At 53.1% G+C, this 20349-nt stretch carries 17 protein-coding genes; 14 read left to right on the top strand and 3 right to left on the bottom strand.

What is annotated here, in order from left to right; all coding sequences use genetic code 11:
- Nucleotides 1-34: 34 nt before the first annotated feature.
- On the bottom strand, nt 35-607 hold the full coding sequence (locus Q4544_RS08205; protein WP_303505220.1) for a DUF1285 domain-containing protein: 573 nt from the start codon (nt 605-607) through the stop codon (nt 35-37).
- A gap of 66 nt (nt 608-673) precedes the next feature.
- On the opposite strand from Q4544_RS08205, the gene Q4544_RS08200 reads away from it, so the two are divergent.
- From Q4544_RS08200 to Q4544_RS08140, 13 genes are all read left to right on the top strand, one after another.
- Entirely contained in the window at nt 674-1681 is a 1008-nt protein-coding gene (locus Q4544_RS08200; protein ID WP_303505218.1) for a MoxR family ATPase, read from the top strand.
- Nucleotides 1678-2550 (top strand): DUF58 domain-containing protein, encoded by an 873-nt coding sequence (locus Q4544_RS08195; RefSeq protein WP_303505217.1) that lies wholly within the window; start codon nt 1678-1680, stop codon nt 2548-2550. The genes Q4544_RS08200 and Q4544_RS08195 overlap by 4 nt, the downstream gene beginning before the upstream one ends.
- The gene (locus Q4544_RS08190) at nt 2550-5288 is read left to right on the top strand and encodes a DUF4159 domain-containing protein (protein ID WP_303505215.1); all 2739 of its coding nucleotides are present in this window, start codon (nt 2550-2552) and stop codon (nt 5286-5288) included. The genes Q4544_RS08195 and Q4544_RS08190 overlap by 1 nt, the downstream gene beginning before the upstream one ends.
- Nucleotides 5285-7324: a glutamine amidotransferase gene (locus Q4544_RS08185; RefSeq protein ID WP_303505213.1), complete on the top strand. Its 2040-nt coding sequence runs from the start codon at nt 5285-5287 to the stop codon at nt 7322-7324. Before Q4544_RS08190 ends, Q4544_RS08185 begins: the two co-directional genes overlap by 4 nt.
- Nucleotides 7325-7405: 81 nt before the next feature.
- Complete coding sequence (gene gpmI, locus Q4544_RS08180; protein ID WP_303505211.1) at nt 7406-8926, top strand: 2,3-bisphosphoglycerate-independent phosphoglycerate mutase; 1521 nt, start codon at nt 7406-7408, stop codon at nt 8924-8926.
- The gene (locus tag Q4544_RS08175) at nt 8923-10059 is read left to right on the top strand and encodes a murein hydrolase activator EnvC (protein WP_303505209.1); all 1137 of its coding nucleotides are present in this window, start codon (nt 8923-8925) and stop codon (nt 10057-10059) included. The genes gpmI and Q4544_RS08175 overlap by 4 nt, the downstream gene beginning before the upstream one ends.
- Before the next feature lie 2 nt (nt 10060-10061).
- On the top strand, nt 10062-11399 hold the full coding sequence (locus Q4544_RS08170; RefSeq protein WP_303505207.1) for a S41 family peptidase: 1338 nt from the start codon (nt 10062-10064) through the stop codon (nt 11397-11399).
- A 147-nt stretch (nt 11400-11546) separates the two neighbouring features.
- The gene (locus Q4544_RS08165; RefSeq protein ID WP_303505205.1) at nt 11547-12038 is read left to right on the top strand and encodes an RNA pyrophosphohydrolase; all 492 of its coding nucleotides are present in this window, start codon (nt 11547-11549) and stop codon (nt 12036-12038) included.
- An 89-nt stretch (nt 12039-12127) separates the two neighbouring features.
- Entirely contained in the window at nt 12128-12604 is a 477-nt protein-coding gene (smpB, locus tag Q4544_RS08160; RefSeq protein WP_303505202.1) for an SsrA-binding protein SmpB, read from the top strand.
- Nucleotides 12605-12982: 378 nt separating this feature from the next.
- A complete protein-coding gene (locus Q4544_RS08155) occupies nt 12983-13264 on the top strand; it encodes a hypothetical protein (RefSeq protein WP_303505201.1) in 282 nt (93 codons plus the stop codon).
- Between the two features lie 102 nt (nt 13265-13366).
- Nucleotides 13367-14224 (top strand): 3-mercaptopyruvate sulfurtransferase, encoded by an 858-nt coding sequence (sseA, locus tag Q4544_RS08150; RefSeq protein ID WP_303505199.1) that lies wholly within the window; start codon nt 13367-13369, stop codon nt 14222-14224.
- Nucleotides 14225-15409, top strand: a complete 1185-nt coding sequence (locus Q4544_RS08145) for an amino acid aminotransferase (RefSeq protein WP_303505197.1) — start codon at nt 14225-14227, stop codon at nt 15407-15409.
- Nucleotides 15410-15526: 117 nt separating this feature from the next.
- Nucleotides 15527-15931 (top strand): VOC family protein, encoded by a 405-nt coding sequence (locus tag Q4544_RS08140; protein ID WP_303505195.1) that lies wholly within the window; start codon nt 15527-15529, stop codon nt 15929-15931.
- 271 nt (nt 15932-16202) lie between these two features.
- On the opposite strand, the gene Q4544_RS08135 is transcribed toward Q4544_RS08140, so the two are convergent.
- Nucleotides 16203-17540, bottom strand: a complete 1338-nt coding sequence (locus Q4544_RS08135; RefSeq protein WP_303505193.1) for an ammonium transporter — start codon at nt 17538-17540, stop codon at nt 16203-16205.
- A gap of 29 nt (nt 17541-17569) precedes the next feature.
- The gene (locus tag Q4544_RS08130; protein ID WP_303505191.1) at nt 17570-17908 is read right to left on the bottom strand and encodes a P-II family nitrogen regulator; all 339 of its coding nucleotides are present in this window, start codon (nt 17906-17908) and stop codon (nt 17570-17572) included.
- Nucleotides 17909-18175: 267 nt separating this feature from the next.
- On the opposite strand from Q4544_RS08130, the gene Q4544_RS08125 reads away from it, so the two are divergent.
- Nucleotides 18176-20335 (top strand): transglycosylase domain-containing protein, encoded by a 2160-nt coding sequence (locus Q4544_RS08125; protein ID WP_303505188.1) that lies wholly within the window; start codon nt 18176-18178, stop codon nt 20333-20335.
- Nucleotides 20336-20349: the final 14 nt, after the last annotated feature.

The raw sequence follows: 20349 nt of genomic DNA, 5'->3' as shown, positions 1-20349 counted from the left end.
TAGCAGTCAGTGCTGTCAGTTTTTGGCAGCAATCTCAGAGTTTTGATGTTTCAATGATCGGGAAGAAGGCGCCGTTTGATTGCACGCCAAACCAGCCATTTTGGTCAAATCCCAAATCTACGAGCCGGTAGAACGTTTTGCGGTCAATCAATGCTTCTAGGTTTGCGCGAACCAGAATGTAGGGCGCGGGTTCGCCTGTTTCAGGGTCAATCACCACGCGGATTGGATTGTCCGGGCCAGCGGCCACTTGATCGCCGACGTGAGTTTGAAAGCTTAGGGCTTGGCCGTCATCTTGACCAGTAACGGTGAAATCCGTCGCGATGAATGGCGCGTCGTCGACGGTGATTCCCACTTTTTCAACGGGAGTCACTAAGAAGTAATTGTCGTCGTCTTTGCGCAGAATGGACGAAAATAGCTTAACAAGCTCAAACCGGCCGATAGGCGTGCCCATGTAAAACCAAGTGCCATCACGCGCGATACGCATGTCTAGGTCACCGCAAAAGGGCGGATTCCAAAGGTGAACCGGCGGCAATCCCTTGCCCTGCGCCTTGCGCGCGGCCGCAGCGATCCCGTCAGCCGTTGATTTTACAACATTTTGTGTACTCATTGGTTTTGCCATTTCCGCGATAGTCGATAGACTTCGCTTAAGTATAGAGAAAGCAGGAGATTTGTCATGACCGATCCTGAACGCTTGTTAGGTGAAATTGAAACACTTGGCGGCAAGCTGGGCCAGGCCAAAGAGGCGATCACCAAGCGCTTTATCGGACAAGAGCGCGTTGTCGATCTGACCCTTGCGTCGCTTTTGTGCGGTGGCCACGCTTTGCTGATTGGTTTGCCGGGGCTTGGCAAGACACGGCTGGTTGAAACGCTTTCAACCGTTATGGGCCTTGATGGCAATCGTGTGCAGTTTACGCCTGACTTGATGCCGGCCGATATTCTGGGTTCTGAGATCCTTGAAAAGGGCAAGAATGGCACGCGGGAATTCCGATTTGTACCGGGGCCGATCTTTTGTCAGCTGTTGATGGCGGATGAAATCAACCGGGCGAGTCCACGTACGCAATCTGCACTGCTGCAAGCGATGCAAGAACGCAAAGTTACTGTCGCGGGTGCTGATCGGCCGCTGGACGCGCCGTTCCATGTTTTGGCCACGCAAAACCCGATTGAACAAGAAGGGACATATCCGTTGCCAGAGGCGCAGTTGGATCGGTTTTTGGTGCAGATTGATGTGCCCTATCCAGATCGCGATACAGAACGGGATATTTTGTTATCTACGACCGGTGTCGCCGAAGAGGATGCACATCAGGTATTTTCAGCGGAAGAGCTCATTGCGGCACAGGATATGTTGCGGCGGATGCCCGTCGGTGAAAGCGTGATGGAGCGCATTTTGGACATCGTTCGGGCCTGCCGCCCAGATGACGAAAGCTCAGGCGATCGGGTTCGCGATGTTGTGTCTTGGGGGCCGGGGCCACGTGCGGCGCAGGCCTTTATGATGATGGCGCGGGCTTGGGCGTTGTTGAATGGGCGTTTGGCGCCATCAGTTGAAGACGTGATTGATCTGGCTGGCCCGGTGCTTAGTCACCGAATGGCGTTGAACTTTGCAGCACGGGCACGTGGCGAGGATATGCATGATGTGATCCGAGACGTTGTATTGGCGACTGAAAAACGCGAGGCCGTAGCTTGAGCGCCCACCCTCAGTTACGACGCAGAGCAGAGGCGGCGGCCTCGCGCCTGCCGCCGTTGCTGGCGCGTGCTGAGCATATGGCAAATACTGTTTTGCTGGGCGATCACGGGCGGAGACGTGCCGGTTTAGGAGATGATTTCTGGCAGTACCGGCCGGTTCAGCCCGGCGATGGGTATCGTATGATTGATTGGCGCCGATCTGCAAAGAGCGATGCGCAATTCGTACGTCAGAAGGAATGGCAAATCGCGCAATCAGTTACCCTTTGGGTCGATAATGCCGCCTCTATGGAATACTCGAGCCATAAGGATTTACTGGCAAAATCAGATCGGGCGCGCCTGCTGGCGATGGCCGTATCAATATTGTTGGTGCGTGCCGGGGAACGTGTTGGCCTTACAGGGTATGACCTGCCGCCCAAACGAGGTGACGGTCAAATTTGGCGATTGGCTCAAGCGTTGATGAACGATGGCAGCGACGATTACGGAGCACCCGAAGCGCGCGCTATGATTCCAAAATCACGTGCGCTGTATATTTCCGATTTTTTAGGTGATTTCGAGCAGATCGAATTTGCTTTGGCCAAAGCCGCAGATCGGGGCGTTAGTGGCGTGATGCTGCAAATACTAGATCCCGCCGAAGAAGAGTTTCCGTTTCATGGGCGTGCGGTTTTTGAAAGCATGAAAGCGCAAGTTAATCATGAAACCCGAAAGGCCAATGACCTGAAGGAGCGGTACATTGAGCGTATGCGCGAACGCAAGCTTGCGTTGAGAAATTTGGCGCGCGCTACCGGTTGGCAGTATGAATGTCATTTGACCAATGCGCCGGTGCAACAGGCTCTATTATGGCTTTATCGTGCCATGGAAAGAGGTCGGTGATGCTGGGGTTGCCGATTGGATTTGCTGCACCTTGGGTGCTGATCGCCCTTGGGGCTTTGCCTGTTCTTTGGTTTTTGCTGCGGGCGGTTCCCCCAGCTCCTATTCGTCGGCGGTTCCCAGGTGTAGTCTTGCTTCTGGGTTTGGAAGACGACGAAAGTGTCATGGATCGCACGCCTTGGTGGCTGTTGCTCTTGCGTATGTGCGTTGTGGCTGCCGCGATTATTGGCTTTGCTGGTCCTGTTCTAAATCCACAGGAGCAAGCAACCTCGGATCGTCCTTTGTTGATTGCGTTAGATGGTGGTTGGGCATCAGCGCCGCATTGGCGTGCGCAAAGCGCGGTATTGGTGTCGGTACTGGAAGAGGCTGATCGGCTGGGTCGCGACGCCGCTATTTTGCGTCTAACAACCCCGGCTGAGCCTGAGTTTTTACCAGCTGGAGCTTGGGCGCGACGTGTGGCTGAATTTGAACCGCTACCTTGGCAGCCGGATGCAGCTAAGGTGGACGCCATTATTGGACAACTCGGCGACAATACTTTTGATACGCTTTGGGTGTCGGATGGGTTGGCCCATGACGGTCGTTCAGCACTAATAGAGGCATTCGAAAGCCGCGGCGATTTGCAGGTCGTTCAACGAGACGAACTTGTCGTGGCGTTGTCTGATGTGGCGCTTCAGGATGGTATTTTAACTGTGACGGCTCAAGCGGCTGCGCGTGGTGCTGAACCGAAAACAGTCTCTATTATGGGGAAAGACCCGACCGGGGCTGAGCGCGTGTTGGCGACGGGCGCCTTGAATTTCGAGGCCAATTCGCAGATTTCAACAATCGAATTCTCACTCCCGGCTGAGCTGCGTGGGCGCGTTACGCGCTTTCAGATTGATGGTGTCACTTCCGCAGGTGCGACCTATCTGACGGATGACAGTATCCGGCGTCGAGAGATTGCGATTGTTACTTCACGTACGGATCGAGAAGGGCTGGAATTGCTTTCACCAAGCCATTATTTGCGCCAAGCTTTGGTCGAAACAGCTGAGGTGATTGAAGGCTCCATTCCTGATGTTTTGCCTGCGAATCCAGATGTTATCATTTTACCCGATGTCGCAACTTTGGCCCCAGCTGAACAGAACGCTGTTGTTGAATGGGCAGAGGCTGGTGGTCTATTGCTGCGTTTTGCCGGACCTCAATTGGCGGCAAGCGATCTAAGCCGTTCGGAAGAACATCCGTTGATGCCGGTTCGTCTAAGGGCGGGTGGTCGAACGGTTGGTGGTGCAATGAGTTGGGGAGAACCCAAGGCGCTGGCACCTTTTGGCGACGATGGACCCTTTGCCGGATTAACTATCCCCGATGATTTACGCGTGACCGCCCAAGTCGTAGCGCAGCCTGATCCCAATTTAGCAGAGCGTGTTTTGGCGGAGCTAAGCGACGGTACGCCTTTGGTTACACGCAAAGCGATTGGTCAGGGGCAGGTGGTGCTTTTCCATGTAACGGCCAATGCAGAATGGTCCGGGCTTCCGCTATCGGGGCTATTTGTGCAGATGTTAGATCGTTTGGCTGTTTTGTCGGCAACCGGTCAAAGCGAAAGTGGCGTTATGGAAGGCACCACATGGCAGCCTTTGCAGGTGCTTGATGGCCAAGGGCGGCTACTGGATGGGCAGACATTGCCGGGTGTGGGTGGCGTTGAACTGGCAGAATCCCCAGTTGGCGCTGCGATCCGGCCTGGGTTATATCGCGATGGGCAACGAAGTTATGCGCGCAATGTTTTACGTTCGGACGATGTCCTTGTAGCGTTTGATTGGCCTGCCGGTGTGACGGTTCAGGGACTCAATCGGCCGACTGCCCGTGATTTGACAGCCGTGTTTTTATCGACTGCGCTGATATTGCTATTGGTCGATACGTTTGCATCCCTAATCCTGTCGGGCCGCATGCGTGGCTTTGGGATGGCTACGGGTTTTGTGGCTGCAATGTTAGTGGCGTCAGGAGCTGACGCACAGCAATCAGAGCGAACGCAAATTACTGACGAAATAGCATTGGCTTATGTGCTAACAGGTGATCGTGCCCAAGATGACCTATCATTTGCGGGCTTATATGGGCTGAGCAACACGCTTTACTTTCGCACGTCCGTCGAACCTGCGGATCCTGTCGGTGTCGATCTAGAGCGTGACGAATTGGCGTTCTTTCCATTTTTGTATTGGCCGGTTCAAGCTGGCCAACCTAGGCCGTCCGCCGAAGCAAATGAAAAACTGAACCAATATCTGCGATCTGGTGGGATGATCCTATTTGATACACGCGACTCTGATGTCGCGCGGTTAGGTGCATCCAGTCCCAATGGGCGAGCTTTACAGCAATTGGCCAGTGCACTGGACATCCCTGCATTAGAGCCTATTCCTGCGGATCATGTCCTAACCCGCACCTTTTATTTGCTACAGGATTTTCCCGGGCGATACGTCAGCCGAGATGTTTGGGTTGAGGCCGCGGCCCCTGATGCTGAGCAGGTTGAAGGTATGCCGTTTCGGAATCTAAACGATGGCGTTACGCCTGTGATCATCGGCGGAAACGATTGGGCATCTGCTTGGGCTACCAATCGGCAGGGCACGCATTTGTATCCTGTAGGTCGCGGCTCTACTGGCGAGCGTCAACGTGAATTGGCGTATCGGTTTGGGGTTAATTTGATCATGCATGTTCTGACCGGAAACTATAAATCCGATCAAGTTCACGTCCCTGCATTGCTGGATAGGTTGGGTCAATGACAGGAACAATTTTCTTTGACCCGCTGTTGCCGTTTTGGATGATTTGGGTGCTCGCAGGTTGTGCGGTGGTGATGGTCGGCATTGCCATGTGGCGTGGGCTATCTGGTTGGTGGTTGCGTGGCTTTGGTGCGATTGTCGTTTTGGCTGCACTGATGGGACCCGTATTGCAGCGCGAAGACCGTTCGCCATTGACGGATATTGTTTTGCTGCTCGAAGATCAGACCGCGAGCCAACAGCTAAGCGATCGACCCGACCAGACCACCAGTGCTGCGGATGTGCTTGAGGCGCAATTGGATGCGCGACGAAACACGGATGTGCGTCGGATTATTGTCCCGGATGCTGCAGGTGATGGTGGCACGGCTTTGATGCAGTCACTGACCGACGCCTTGGCGCAAGAGCCTGTCGCTCGCGTTGCCGGGATTGTCGTTCTGTCAGATGGTTTGATTCACGATATGGAAAAGGCACCCGAGTTACCTGCTCCTCTCCATTTGCTACACAGCGGTCGGCCCGATGATTGGGACAGGCGGTTGATTGTAAAGAATGCACCCGCGTTTGCCATTCTAGGAGAGCCGATTACGCTGTCGCTTCGCATTGACGATATGGGCGCTGCCCCCGGCGCGCGTGAGGCTCCGCTTGATGTTTCCATTGATGGGGAACCGCCTCAGCGTTTTAACATCCCGATTGGTGTTGATATGGAGGTGCCCGTAACCCTGCCCCATGGTGGGCGGAATGTATTGCAGTTCTCCGTCCCAGAAGCGGATCAAGAGCTGACAGATCGCAACAATACGGCCATCGTTCAAATCAATGGTGTTCGGGATCGTCTACGTGTTCTGCTTGTCAGCGGGGAACCGCACCCCGGTGGTCGAACTTGGCGGAACCTTTTGAAATCCGATAGTTCGGTTGATTTGGTTCATTTCACCATCCTGCGGCCCCCAGAAAAGCAAGACGGTGTGCCTGTTGATGAGCTTTCGCTGATCGCATTCCCAACGCGCGAGCTGTTTCTGGAAAAGATCGAAGATTTCGATTTGATCATCTTTGACCGATACAAGCGACGCGGCATTTTACCGTCATTATATTTAGACAATGTGGTGGATTACGTGAACAACGGTGGCGCAGTTTTATTGGCGGCGGGTCCAGACTTTGCGACGGCGGATAGCCTATATCGCTCACCTCTGGCGGACATATTACCGGCGGGACCCACGGCTTTGGTGATCGACCAACCGTTTGTGCCGCAAATCAGTGACGTGGGTCAGCGGCACCCAGTGACCTCTGGGCTTGGTGGCTCTGAAGAGTGGGGCGAATGGCTGCGACTGGTCGATGTGCAGCCGGACAAAGGGAATATCGTTATGACCGGCGCGGGGGATCGGCCTCTGTTGGTATTGGATCGCGTCGGCAAGGGGCGTGTGGCGCTATTGGCTTCTGACCAAGCGTGGCTTTGGGCGCGTGGTTATGATGGTGGTGGCCCACAATTGGAATTGCTGCGGCGCTTGGCGCATTGGATGATGGGTGAACCTGATCTGGAGGAAGAGGCGCTTTGGGCTGAAGCAAACGGCCAAAAATTACGCATCCTACGTCGTTCGCTTGAGGCCCAAGTTGGATCAGTTACAGTTGAAACACCATCCGGTGAAATGGTTGTCTTGCCATTGGTTGAGACGCAACCGGGGCTTTTCGAAACACAATATGAAGGACCGGAGATTGGGCTGTATCGTTTGACCAACGGCGACTTGACGTCTGTTATCGGCTTGGGGCCTGCGTCACCAAAGGAATTTGCCAACGTCATTGCCACGGGCGCTGTTATGGAGCCCATCATTCAAACGATGCGCGGGGGCATCAAAGCGCTAGACAGCGGTCTTCCCTCAATACGTAACGTACGACCTGGCCGACCTGCGGCGGGCAACGGTTGGATTGGATTAACCCCGCGCGGTGCTTACGAAACACTGAGTGTTTCACGCGCGTCACTTTTGCCGGGTTGGATCGTTTTATTGCTGCTGTCAGCGCTGATTATCGGCGGCTGGTTGCGCGAAGGTAGGCAATAACGCCGGACTTTCAACAAAGCAGTTCAATCTAGGGGCAAGCCGCGCTAAAACGCAGGCATATTGATGACCGGAGCCATTGCTATGCCAACGCCGAAACCCGTAGTTCTTTGCATTCTTGATGGTTGGGGACTGAGTGACACGACCGAAGGCAATGCGCCTGTTCTCGCGGAAACACCTGTATTCGACGGAATGATGGCAAATTGCCCGAACGCCACGCTGATCACACATGGTCCTGATGTGGGGTTGCCAAGCGGGCAAATGGGAAACTCTGAAGTTGGCCATACCAATATTGGTGCCGGTCGTGTTGTCGCGATGGACCTTGGGCAGATTGATTTGGCTATTGAGGACGGTTCGTTTTTCTCTAACGAGGAAATCCTAGGTTTCGTCGCGAAACTAAAAGTGACCAAAGGCACAGCGCATTTGATGGGTGTCATTTCGGACGGTGGTGTTCATGGGCACCTGACACATGTTTTAGCAGCGGCAAAAGCCGTGGCAGATCATGGCGTTCCTGTAGTATTGCACGCGATCACCGATGGGCGTGACGTGGCTCCGATCTCTGCATTAAAGTACATTGAAACGTTGAATGCAGGATTGGCCGAAGGCGTGACAGTTGGCACGTTGACTGGTCGATATTTCGCAATGGATCGCGATAACCGTTGGGAGCGCGTATCGCAGGCCTATGACGCGATGATCCACGCAAAAGGTTTGCAGTCAACAGATGCCATTTCTGCCGTAAACGAAGCCTATGCGCGCGACGAAAATGATGAGTTTATCCAAGCAACTGTTCTTGGCGATTATGCGGGCGTGAAAGATGGTGATGGTCTGTTCTGCCTAAACTTCCGGGCTGATCGTGCGCGTGAAATTCTGGCGGCGATTGGGCAGCCGGATTTTGACGGTTTCGATGTCGGTGCGCGACCCAAGCTCGAGATGCTGGGCATGGTGGATTACTCTGACGCGCATACGAAATACATGACATCTGCTTATCCGAAGAAACCTATCGTCAACACGCTTGGTGAATGGGTTGCGGCGCAAGGTAAGACGCAGTTCCGTTTGGCAGAAACAGAAAAATACCCGCATGTGACGTTCTTTTTGAACGGCGGAGAAGAGACACCAAGCGAAGGCGAAGATCGCTTTATGCCGATGTCTCCGAAGGTGGCGACCTATGACCTGCAACCAGAGATGTCATCAAGCGAAGTGACCGAGAAATTCGTCGCTGCGATTGAGGCAGGTTATGATCTGATTGTGACCAACTACGCAAATCCAGACATGGTTGGCCATACGGGTGATTTGAACGCTGCAATGGCGGCCTGCAGTGCAGTGGATAGCGGGCTTGGCGCGGTCCAAGACGCGTTGTTGAAAGCTGGCGGTGCTATGATTGTGACAGCAGATCATGGGAATTGCGAGATGATGATCGACCCGATTTCTGGTGGGCCGCATACTGCGCACACAACAAACCTTGTTCCGGTGGTCTTGGTAAACGGCCCCGAGGGGGCATCGCTGCGTCAAGGTGGGCGATTGGCGGATCTCGCTCCGAGCTTGCTGGACCTAATGGGATTACCGCAGCCTGCAGAAATGACCGGCGAAAGCTTGATTAAACGATGAGATTGTTTGCGCTACTTCTGTCTGTCTTACTTGGCGTGGGCGCAGCTCATGCTGAAGTTGATGCGGCAGTAACAGCGCGCGACGCAGCTGATAAGTTAGAGCAGGCATCCATTTCTTTGCAGGGAGCAAAGACGTCTCGTAACCGCGTGAAAGCTTTAACGCAGGCTGTTCAAGCTTACGAAGAAGGGCTGTCTGCCTTGCGCGAAGGGTTGCGCAAAGCTGCCATCCGAGAAAAGCAGTTGGATCAGCAGTTAAAGTCGCAAGAGAATGAGATTGCTCGGTTGTTGGGCGTTCTGCAATCGTTAGGTGGCAATAGCAGCCCGACATTACTTTTGCATCCTGACGGGCCAGAGGGCACTGCACGCGCTGGGATGATTTTGGCCGATATTACGCCTGCTTTAGACGTCCAAGCTGCTAAATTGCGGGAAAGTTTGGAAGAGGTGCAAATCCTCGCCGAACTACAACAAGGCGCTGCGGATACTTTGCAAAATGGGCTGGATGGCGCGCAAGCGGCGCGTGCGGCATTGGCAAAGGCGATTTCGGATCGAACGAATTTGCCAAAACGCTTTATCGAAGACCCCGTTCAGACTGCGTTATTGATTGCCTCCACTGAAACGCTTGAGGGATTTGCGAGCGGCCTTACGGAAATGGCGCCAGAGCCAGAAGGTCTGGCAAGCTTGCCTGATATTTCACATCGCAAAGGTAATTTGCCATTACCAGTACAGGCCGAGATTTTGCGTAGGCCTGGTGAGGCAGATGCCGCAGGATTGCGCCGCCCCGGATTGGTCTTGGCCGCGCGGCCAAATGCGCTGGTGACTTCACCTGCCGCAGCTACGATTCGTTATCGCGGGCCGCTATTGGATTACGGTAATGTGATGGTCTTAGAGCCACAGCCAGGGCTGCTTTTTGTGTTCGCAGGGCTAGAAACTGTTTACGGAGACGTGGGAGAAGTGGTGCCAAGTGGCGCTCCGGTGGGATTAATGGGCGGAAATGACCCAGAAATCGGTGCCATTCTTTCACAGTCGAGTGATGGCTCTGGTCAGGACCGCACGGAAACGCTCTATATAGAAGTTAGACAGGGTAAGACTCCGGTGAACCCGGAGGATTGGTTCCAAACCAACAAGGATGGATGAGGATGAGAAGATTCGTCGTAGCCGCACTGGGCGGCACTTTGGCCGGCATATTGGCCACCACCCAGATTGCGGGGCCATTGATTGCCCAAGAGAATGATCGCAAAGCCAACGTTTACGAGCAGCTTGATCTATTCGGTGATATTTTTGAGCGCATCCGCGCACAATATGTCGAGGACGTCGATGAGGGTGAATTGATCGAAGCTGCCATTAACGGCATGCTTACGTCGCTTGATCCGCATTCCAGCTATCTTGCTCCACAAGATGCGGCGCAGATGCGCTTGCAGACACGTGGTGAGTTCGGCGGATTAGGTATCGAAGTCACACAAGAAGAAGGCTTTGTTAAAGTCGTTTCTCCGATTGATGGCACGCCTGCATCTGAGGCTGGAATCGAAGCGGGTGATTTCATCACGCATGTCGACGGTGAAAGTGTGTTGGGTCTAACCTTGGATCAAGCCGTTGAATTGATGCGCGGTCCGGTCGGGTCTGAAATTATCGTCACGATTGCACGCGAAGGCGAAACCGAGGCGTTTGACGTGTCGATCATCCGTGACACCATTAAATTGACTGCAGTTCGTGCACGTACCGAAGGTGATACTTTGGTAATGCGTGTGACCACGTTTAATGATCAAACATATCCAAACCTAAAAGAGGGTATTGAGAAAGAGATCGAAGCCGCTGGCGGCATGGAGAACGTGAATGGTCTGGTCTTGGACCTGCGTAATAACCCAGGCGGATTGCTGACGCAGGCGATCCGCGTGTCTGACGCATTCCTTGAAAAAGGCGAGATCGTTTCGACGCGTGGCCGCGAAGCAGCAGATGGCGAACGCTACAATGCGACTCCGGGCGATTTGATTGATGGCAAGCCATTGGTTGTTCTGATCAATGGCGGTTCTGCATCCGCATCTGAAATCGTTGCTGGTGCATTGAAAGATCACCGTCGCGCGATTGTTGTTGGGACCAAGAGCTTTGGTAAAGGGTCCGTGCAAACGGTCATGCCATTGCGCGGCGAAGGCGCGATGCGCCTGACAACAGCGCGTTACTACACGCCTTCAGGCCGATCCATTCAGGCGCTTGGCGTGTCACCTGACATCGTTGTTGAACAGCCGCGCCGTGCCCCCGCTAGTGAGGAAGAAGTAGCAGAAGAAACGCGTCGTAGCCGTACAGAGGCAGATTTGCGTGGATCTTTGAATAACGACAGCCTAAGCGAAGATGAAATTCGTCAAATTGAGGAAGACCGCGCCACGGCTGAAGCAGCAGCGAAGCTTCGCGAGGACGATTATCAACTGGCCTATGCAATTGATATTTTGAAGGGCCTGTCAGCGCTGGCACCAAAAAACTAACCCAATAGCGGCAACCGTTATCAAGTGTGCCTTTGGCGCGCATTAAGCCTCGCTCATTTGCGTTTCGCAAAAGAGCGAGGTTGTTCGGTTGAAGCGCCCTTGTCCCAAAGTGCCTATTGGGCTTCTAGGGCGAAGATGGAGATATTCATGTCACCAGAAGAGATCGCAAAACTACCCTATCGTCGCAATGTTGGCGTCATGCTTGTCAATGCGCAGGGCGAGGCTTTCGTCGGCCAACGCTTGGATAGCGATGTTCCCGCATGGCAGATGCCACAAGGTGGAATCGACAAAGGTGAAGATGCTAAGACTGCCGCTTTGCGCGAACTTGAGGAAGAGACAGGCGTTTCCCCTGATTTGGTAACGCTCGTGGCAGAGACCAAAGACTGGGTCGCTTATGACTTGCCTCATGATCTGGTGCCACGCATCTGGAAGGGCCGTTACAAAGGCCAAGAGCAGATGTGGTTTCTTTTCCGCTTTCACGGATCAGATGCTGATGTGAACATTGAGGTGGATCATCAGGAGTTCTCTGAGTGGCGATGGCTACCAGTCAATGAACTGGTTGAAAATATCGTACCATTCAAGCGATCAGTCTATGAGCAGGTGGTCGCAGAATTTGAACCCTACCTTTCACAATCCTGACCGTGGATTGAAAATCAGCGCTGCTTTCATATCTTGTGACCGTGAAACCAATGGACAGTGCGCGACCGCACATGTAATCAATCCCGACTATGGCTCAGAAACCTAAAAGTGACCCCAATTATAAAGTGATCGCCGAAAACCGGCGCGCACGGTTTGACTATGCTATCGACGATGATATCGAATGCGGGGTCATTCTGACTGGGTCTGAGGTGAAGTCGCTTCGCGAGAATTCCGCCAACGTCGCGGAAAGCTACGCCGAAGTGAAAGATGGCGAGCTGTGGTTGGTGAATAGCTATATCGCCCCCTACGACCGCGCCATGTTTTCACATGAAGAACGCCGTCGTCGTAAGCTGTTGGTAAGCAAGCGTGAGTTGTCGCGTCTTTGGAATGAGACACAGCGAAAAGGCATGACCATTGTCCCTATCGTTATGTATTTCAATCACAAGGGTTATGTGAAACTCAAAGTCGGTATCGGCAAAGGTAAGAAGTTGCACGATAAGCGCGCGACAGAAGCAAAACGCGACTGGGGCCGCCAAAAGCAACGATTGCTGCGCCACGGCGAATAGATTGCTTCAGCAGAAAAATAAAACCCCATGCTGTGTTTCCACAACATGGGGCCACTCGTAACTCCCTGGCACTCGTATGTCGGACCTTCGATTCGAAGGTATATGAATGATACTAACGAATTTTGCGCAGTTTTGGGACTATTATGTTCACAAATGCGCTAACTTTGGAAATCTGTTTCCCAATAACCTCTATTTTCATAGCAAGAAACGATGAGTTGGCCTGATCACGAAATTGCGATCAGCCATTTGTTGTCCAGTGATTGGGGGAAGTCCGTCCTGAATTCCCCGTTTTTTCCTTTGGAACGCAGAATAGCCTGAGATCGCCGCGGGGATGGATCCTTATGAGCGGCCGGATTTTTCGGACCAGGAGGGAATTCAATGGAACTAATCATTAGTCTAATTGCGGGTGCTGTTGGGGGCAATGTCGCGGGCGGCGCTCTTAAGGGATTGAACCAAGGAACGCTGATCAACTCGCTGTCTGGAATTGTAGGTGGTGGCCTTGGTGGTACTATTTTGTCGATGCTTGGCGCGCCTGAAATGGGTGGTGCAGCTGGCGGGTTAGATATTGGCGCCATCATTGGCCAGGTCGCCGGTGGCGGTGTTGGCGGTGGCGTAGTTCTTGCGATTGTTGGCGCTGTTCGCAAAGCGATGGCAAAATAATATGTAAAAACTTGGCAAGGGCCCCTGAAACATGGGGTCCGGCCTTGCCTCTGCATGCCCTGAGTAGTAGGCAATATTCGTTTTCAAATTTTTGGGGCCTTCATGTCACAAGATGATCCAAGAACGCTTGTCTCGACCGAATGGTTGGCGGCAAACTTGAAAGATCCTGACCTACGGGTTCTGGACGCATCGTGGTTTATGCCAGCAGAAGGCCGTGACCCAAAAGCTGAATATGAAGCAGGGCATATTCCGGGGGCTCGCTTCTTTGATATTGATGAGATTTCCGATCTGCGATCAGACCTGCCTCATATGGTTCCACCCGTAGAGAAATTCATGTCTCGTGTACGGGCCATGGGTGTCGGCGATGGTCATCAGATCGTTGTCTACGATGGCTCTGGCCTGTTTTCTGCGGCCCGCGTGTGGTGGCTGTTTAAGCTGATGGGGCAGAATGATATTGCTGTTTTGGACGGTGGCCTGCCTAAGTGGAAGGCCGAAAACCGGCCGGTCACAACAGAACGCCCATTGATCCGCGATCGCCACATGTTTGTGACGCGCCAAGATCAGATGGTTAAGGATGTTACACAAGTTTCCCATGCGTCCAAGTTGGGTGATTTTGCTATCATTGATGCGCGCGCTGGCGAACGGTTTCGCGGTGAAGTCGAAGAACCACGTGAAGGCATTCGATCTGGCCACATCCCAAAGGCACGCAATGTGCCTTTTGGTGCATTGCTGAATGCTGACAAGACTATGAAATCCCCAACCGAATTGCGTGCCATCTTTGAAGCCGCCGGTGTGGATTTGAATAAACCAGCTATTACAACCTGTGGATCGGGCATAACTGCCGCGATCCTTTGCCTAGCGATGGAGCGTTTTGGTAAGACCGATCATGCGCTCTATGATGGGTCCTGGACTGAATGGGGCGCCTTCCCAACAGTCCCTATTGCAACCGGAGAAGCTTGAATGCTTAGCACCTTAAAACAGCAACCTGCGGATAAGATCCTCGCCTTGATGGCGAAGTACAAAGAGGATCCGCGCCCTACCAAGATCGATCTAGGTGTTGGTGTTTACAAAAACGCTGAGGGCGTGACCCCAGTGATGCGCGCGGTGAAAGAAGCTGAGCGCCGCTTAGTCGCTGAGCAAGAGACCAAAAGCTATGTGGCCTTGGCAGGTGATCCAGCGTTTGCAGATGCGATGATTGGCCTTGTTTTGGGCAATGCGGTTCAGCGTGAAAAGATCGCAGCAGTCGCGACCCCTGGTGGGACGGGTGCCGTTCGTCAAGCGTTTGAGCTGGTTAAGATGGCGAACCCAACAGCGCGCGTGTTCGTGTCTAACCCAACTTGGCCGAACCATGTTTCGATCCTGAAGTACGTTGGTATCGAAACTGTCGCTTATCGGTATTTTGATACTGAAACACGTGCTGTTGATTTCGATGGCATGATGGCTGATCTGAGCGAAGCCAAATCGGGCGATGTTGTGCTATTACACGGCTGCTGCCACAACCCAACAGGTGCAAACCTGAACCTGACCGAATGGCAGGCAGTTGTTGATTTGATCAACGATAAAGGCCTAATCGCGATGGTCGACATCGCGTACCAAGGCTTTGGTGATGGTCTAGAGGAAGATGCAGCCGCCACACGTTTGGTCGCGTCTTCTGTCAAAGAATGCTTGATCGCGGGTAGCTGCTCTAAGAACTTCGGTGTTTATCGGGAACGTACAGGCATTTTGATGGCAATCTCAGAGGATGCGGCATCAACGCCACTCGTTCAGCAGAACCTAAACTTCCTAAACCGCCAAAACTATTCCTTCCCACCGGACCATGGTGCACGGGTTGTTACAACGATTTTGACAGACCCAGAATTGCGCGCTGATTGGGCCGCTGAGTTGGAAGAAATTCGGTTGGGTATGTTGGCGCTGCGCGAGCAATTGGCGGATGAATTACGCAAGCTTTCAGGCTCTGATCGGTTTGGCTTTATTGCTGAGCACCGCGGTATGTTCAGCCAAATCGGTACAACACCGGAATTGGTTGAAAAACTCCGTGCTGACAACGGTATTTACATGGTCGGCGACAGCCGCATGAATATCGCTGGCTTGAACGCCGAGACCGTGCCGATTTTGGCGAAAGCCATTGTCGAGGCTGGTATCTAAAGCCAAGTTTTCAGATTTAAGAAAAGGCGCCAGTTTTGGCGCCTTTTTTGTTGCAGACCATTTTGTGTATTGTCGTTTTCCCGAAGCACGGGAATGGTATCGCCAAAGGAGTGCGACATGCCCCAAACACTTGCCCACATCTCGTTGGTTGTGCGTGATTATGAAGAAGCGATTTCGTTCTACGTGGATACGCTTGGTTTTGAGTTGGTCGAAGATAGCTATCAGCCCGAACAAGATAAGCGATGGGTGGTGGTGACGCCGAAAGGTGATGGCGCGGCCTCGATCCTACTTGCAAAGGCTTCGAATGAACGACAGCAGGCCTTTGTTGGGGACCAAGCAGGCGGTCGCGTGTTTCTATTCCTGCGTACCGATGATTTCTGGCGCGATTATCACGCCTACCTAGAGAAAGGTGTAGAGTTCGTCCGACCACCCAAGGAAGCAGAATATGGCGTCGTTGCCGTGTTTAAGGACCTATATGGAACGCTTTGGGATTTGGTACAGTTCACCGATGGGCGCCCATAAACGCTACTCAGCCTTCAAGGGGCGTGATTTGCCGTCCTGATCCACTGAAACAAAAACAAATTGTGCTTCTGTCACGGCTTCGGAATGGGCTTGGTCGCGTCGTCGTCGCCATGCCTGAATTGTCATTGACGATCTGCCTGTTTTTAGCAGCTTTGCGAATACCGACACTGTAACTGAGATCTCAATTATTCAGAGAAGATAGAACTTTGAAATTGAATAAAAAAAGCCCGAAGCGATGCTCCGGGCTTTTCCAGGTTATGTGTGGAAAGGCTTAGCCTTTGGAGAACTCTGGGTATGCTTCCATGCCCAATTCTGCCATGTCCAAACCGTTGATTTCGTCTTCTTCGGTTACTCGGATGCCCATTGTGACTTTCAAGATGAACCAAACGGCACCGGAAACAACCACTGTGAACAGACCAACCACAAGGATGGAGTACAGCTGTGTGCCCAAGGACGCGTCGCCGTTTGTGAAGACAACTGCGATTGTGCCCCAGATACCAGCGATCAAGTGAACTGGGATCGCACCAACCACGTCATCGATTTTCAGCTTATCAAGGAATGGAACCGCGAAGACTACGATTACACCGCCAACTGCACCGATCAGAGTTGCTTCACCCAATGTTGGGGTCAGTGGCTCTGCAGTGATGGAAACGAGGCCAGCCAATGCGCCGTTTAGGATCATTGTAAGGTCAGGCTTTTTGTACATGAACTGTGTCAGCAACAGAGCGGCGATTGCACCACCAGCAGCAGCTGTGTTTGTGTTTGCGAAGATACGAGATACGTCGCCAACATCGCCTACTGTGCCCATCGCCAGCTGAGAGCCGCCGTTAAAGCCGAACCAACCGAGCCACAGGATGAATGTACCCAGTGTTGCCAGTGTCAGGTTGGAACCCGGCATAGGGATTGTGCGGCCTTCTTTGTTATACTTGCCGATACGTGGGCCAAGGATGATCGCGCCTGTCAAAGCAGCCCAGCCGCCAACAGAGTGAACAACGGTAGAACCCGCGAAGTCTAGGAAGCCTGCTTCGTCCAAGAAGCCGCCGCCCCATTTCCAGGAAGCCTGCAAAGGATAGATGACCGCTGTCAAAACGATTGTGAACAACAGGAATGGCCACAGTTTGATGCGCTCGGCCAAAGTACCGGAAACGATAGACGCGGTAGTTGCGCAGAACATGAGCTGGAAGAAGAAGTCAGAGCCAGTGGATGCATAGGAATAGTCGTCTGCTGTTTCTGCAGTTACGCCTACAGCTTCCAGTGCTGCTGTGCCCCAGACGCCAGATAGAACGCCATCAACAGACCATGTACCCAGTGGGTACATCAGGTTGTAGCCGATCAGGTAATAAAAGATCGCCGCCAAAGAGAACAATGCGATGTTCTTTGTCAGCTGCATAGTCACGTTCTTGCCACGTACCAGGCCTGCTTCGAGCATGGCAAAACCAGCAGCCATCCAGAAAACGAGGAAGCCGCCAACAAGGAACAGTAGTGAGTTAAGGATAAAGACCGTGTCGGTCGAGGCGTTTACACCGGCGACTGGACCATCTTGGGCCAGGGCCAGCGAGGGCAACATAACCGCTGCAGCGGTAAGCCCAATTTTGCTTGCGAGTTTCATTATGAGAAGTCCCTTTTCTCTGGCGCGCTTTACAGCGCGTCCTCGTTGGTTTCGCCGGTCCGAACACGTACGGCTTGCGCCACGTCCAGAACGAAGATTTTACCGTCACCGATTTTGCCGGTACGTGCCGTTTCGCTGATAGTCTCGACCACTTGGTCAACCATCGAAGCAGAGACGACGAGCTCTAGTTTCACTTTCGGTACGAAATTCACTGTGTATTCCGCACCGCGGTAAATCTCAGTGTGGCCTGACTGTGCGCCAAAGCCTTTGATTTCAGTTACCATTAGGCCGCGTACACCGATTTCAGTCAGCGCTTCGCGAACTTCCTCCAGTTTGAACGGTTTGATCGTTGCAATAATCAGTTTCACCCTGATCCCCTTTTTCACTGGCTGTACAGCCGTCACGCAGTCGTTACGTTTGCAAACGCAGAAAAGCGTGTTTGGCGGGCAATCCGAAGAAAAACGCTGTCTTTTTGGCCGTTAATGCAGAGTAAAACGCACATTTTTTGCACAAATGGTGGTTGTTGATTAAAAAATGTGCGAGGAAAGAAGGCGAAAAGACGCCAAAGTTCACCTCTACATTTGCTTTCACTTTCGCTAAAATGCGGAAAACAACAAAATGCGGGCAATTATTGGATGAGTGATTCCAAAAAACGGAAGGCGCCATTGGTGGCTGATAAACGCTATGGCGCGCGCAATACGACTGCGACGAAAGCCAAACCCAAGCCCAAACCTAAAACGCCTGTTAAAAAGCGAGCACGCGGAGCTGCGCGTCGCAAGGCGGCGCCAAAGCGGACAGGTATCTTAGGGTTCTTCCGTGGCATTATCGCGTGGCTCATCCGCTTGATCTGGACTGTAACCTGGCGCATCGCGATGGTCGTTTTCTTGATCATCGGGCTTGCTGTTGGCTATGAATATATGCAGCTGCCCGACGTCACTGAGTTATTGGATGGCCGCGCACAGGGGTCTGTCACTCTGCTAGATCGCGAGAACGAAGTATTTGCCTGGCGTGGCGATCAATTTGGCGGCGTCGTTACAGCAAGTACGGTCTCACCCCATTTGAAAAACGCTGTCGTAGCGACCGAGGATAAACGGTTCTACAAACATATAGGCATTAGTCCCCGTGGTGTTGCGTCGGCGGTGCGGATCAATTTGCGCGAAGGACGAGGTCCCTTGTCTGGGCATGGTGGTTCGACCATTACCCAGCAGACTGCCAAGCTTTTGTGCCTAGGCGTTGAGTATGACAAGGCGCAATGGGACAGCGAAGCCGCATATGTTGCTGATTGTCGCCGTGGTTCAATGGGCCGTAAAATCAAAGAGGCTGTCTATGCCCTCGCGATGGAGGCGAAGTACTCCAAAGACGATATCCTATCAATCTACTTGAATCGTGCCTATATGGGCGGCGGTGCCTACGGTGCAGAAGCTGCTGCACAGCGGTACTTTGGAAAAGCGGCAGCTGAACTGAATGCCGCACAAAGCGCCATGATTGCCGGTTTGTTAACGGCGCCATCGCGCCTTGCACCCACAAGTAATCTTGAACGGTCTCAAAATCGCGCTGCCACGGTTCTGCGCTTGATGAACGAGCAGGATTTTCTAACGGATGCGCAAACTGCCCAAGGGCAGGCAGAGCCCGCGACGCTATCCAGTACGGCCCAGGCCAAGGCAGGCGGATATTTTGCCGATTGGGTTATGTCGACAGGGCCAGAATTCTTTACAAATAACACGACCGAAGACGTCATTATTTCCACGACCCTTGATCGCCGCATTCAACGTGCGGCCGAGGATGGTTTGAAATGGGTCTTTGACAATAAGGTTCGCGAAGGCTCCAAGGCCGAGGCTGCGATTGTTGTCATGTCAGCTGATGGCGCGGTACGTGCCATGGTTGGCGGGCGTAAAACGAAAGTGTCGGGCGCGTTTAACCGGGCGGTACAAGCAAAGCGGCAAACGGGTTCTGCATTTAAGCCGTTCGTATATGCCACCGCGCTTGATCTGGGGTATTCCCATATTGATACTGTTCTGGACGCCCCGTATTGCATGAACATTCCCGGATCCGGCGAATGGTGCCCCCGTAACTACACGAACAAATACTATGGTGAAGTGTCTGTTGAATGGGCGTTGCAGAACTCGTTGAATATCCCTGCGGTTAAGATTTCGGAATCCGTTGGTCGTGACAACGTGCGCAAAGTGGCAGGTGACTTCGGGATTTCTAGCAGCCTAGCAGATGGCCCTGCACTTGCGCTTGGGGCATCAGAAGCCTCATTGCTAGAGATGACTGGCGCCTATGCCGGCATTCTAAACGGTGGTTCGTCCGTTACTCCATATGGTTTGATCCAACTGCGGTTGCAGGGTGATCCAGAGCCGCTGATGGGATCAGGCGGGGGTATCGGTGAACGTGTCATCAGCGATGGTGCCGCACGCGAGCTGATCTACATGATGGAAAAGGTGGTCTCTGAGGGCACTGGCTCTCGTGCGAAATTGCCGGGTTGGCAAGTAGCCGGTAAAACGGGCACCACAAGCGCTGCCAAAGATGCATGGTTTATCGGTTTCACGGCGGACTACGTCGTGGGCGTTTGGATGGGCTATGATGACAATACGCCATTGTCCGGCGTCACCGGTGGGGGCTTGCCTGCCGAGATTTGGCATGAGTCCATGAAGCGGGTCACGGATGGCATGTCCCCACGACCGCTACCTGCCTTTACGCCAAAGCAAAAGCCACGCCCCCTGCCGCCAAAGCGCGAGAACAATCGTGAAAATGTCTTAGAGCAGTTGTTAAAAGGTATCTTGGGCGTCAACTAGGCGCCCAACCGCTA

Origin of the sequence: Cognatishimia sp. 1_MG-2023 (assembly GCF_030548175.1) — a bacterium.
Taxonomy (GTDB): domain Bacteria; phylum Pseudomonadota; class Alphaproteobacteria; order Rhodobacterales; family Rhodobacteraceae; genus Cognatishimia.
Note: the sequence above shows the minus strand (reverse complement) of the source record. Positions and strands in the feature narration are given on the sequence as shown.

What these genes read in the sequence shown, in the direction of transcription:
- Q4544_RS08205 (WP_303505220.1), bottom strand. Translation starts at nt 607, where the DNA reads ATGAGTACACAAAATGTTGTAAAATCAACGGCTGACGGGATCGCTGCG.
- Q4544_RS08200 (WP_303505218.1), top strand. Translation starts at nt 674, where the DNA reads ATGACCGATCCTGAACGCTTGTTAGGTGAAATTGAAACACTTGGCGGC.
- Q4544_RS08190 (WP_303505215.1), top strand. Translation starts at nt 2,550, where the DNA reads ATGCTGGGGTTGCCGATTGGATTTGCTGCACCTTGGGTGCTGATCGCC.
- Q4544_RS08185 (WP_303505213.1), top strand. Translation starts at nt 5,285, where the DNA reads ATGACAGGAACAATTTTCTTTGACCCGCTGTTGCCGTTTTGGATGATT.
- gpmI (WP_303505211.1), top strand. Translation starts at nt 7,406, where the DNA reads ATGCCAACGCCGAAACCCGTAGTTCTTTGCATTCTTGATGGTTGGGGA.
- Q4544_RS08175 (WP_303505209.1), top strand. Translation starts at nt 8,923, where the DNA reads ATGAGATTGTTTGCGCTACTTCTGTCTGTCTTACTTGGCGTGGGCGCA.
- Q4544_RS08170 (WP_303505207.1), top strand. Translation starts at nt 10,062, where the DNA reads ATGAGAAGATTCGTCGTAGCCGCACTGGGCGGCACTTTGGCCGGCATA.
- Q4544_RS08165 (WP_303505205.1), top strand. Translation starts at nt 11,547, where the DNA reads ATGTCACCAGAAGAGATCGCAAAACTACCCTATCGTCGCAATGTTGGC.
- smpB (WP_303505202.1), top strand. Translation starts at nt 12,128, where the DNA reads ATGGCTCAGAAACCTAAAAGTGACCCCAATTATAAAGTGATCGCCGAA.
- Q4544_RS08155 (WP_303505201.1), top strand. Translation starts at nt 12,983, where the DNA reads ATGGAACTAATCATTAGTCTAATTGCGGGTGCTGTTGGGGGCAATGTC.
- sseA (WP_303505199.1), top strand. Translation starts at nt 13,367, where the DNA reads ATGTCACAAGATGATCCAAGAACGCTTGTCTCGACCGAATGGTTGGCG.
- Q4544_RS08145 (WP_303505197.1), top strand. Translation starts at nt 14,225, where the DNA reads ATGCTTAGCACCTTAAAACAGCAACCTGCGGATAAGATCCTCGCCTTG.
- Q4544_RS08140 (WP_303505195.1), top strand. Translation starts at nt 15,527, where the DNA reads ATGCCCCAAACACTTGCCCACATCTCGTTGGTTGTGCGTGATTATGAA.
- Q4544_RS08135 (WP_303505193.1), bottom strand. Translation starts at nt 17,540, where the DNA reads ATGAAACTCGCAAGCAAAATTGGGCTTACCGCTGCAGCGGTTATGTTG.
- Q4544_RS08125 (WP_303505188.1), top strand. Translation starts at nt 18,176, where the DNA reads ATGAGTGATTCCAAAAAACGGAAGGCGCCATTGGTGGCTGATAAACGC.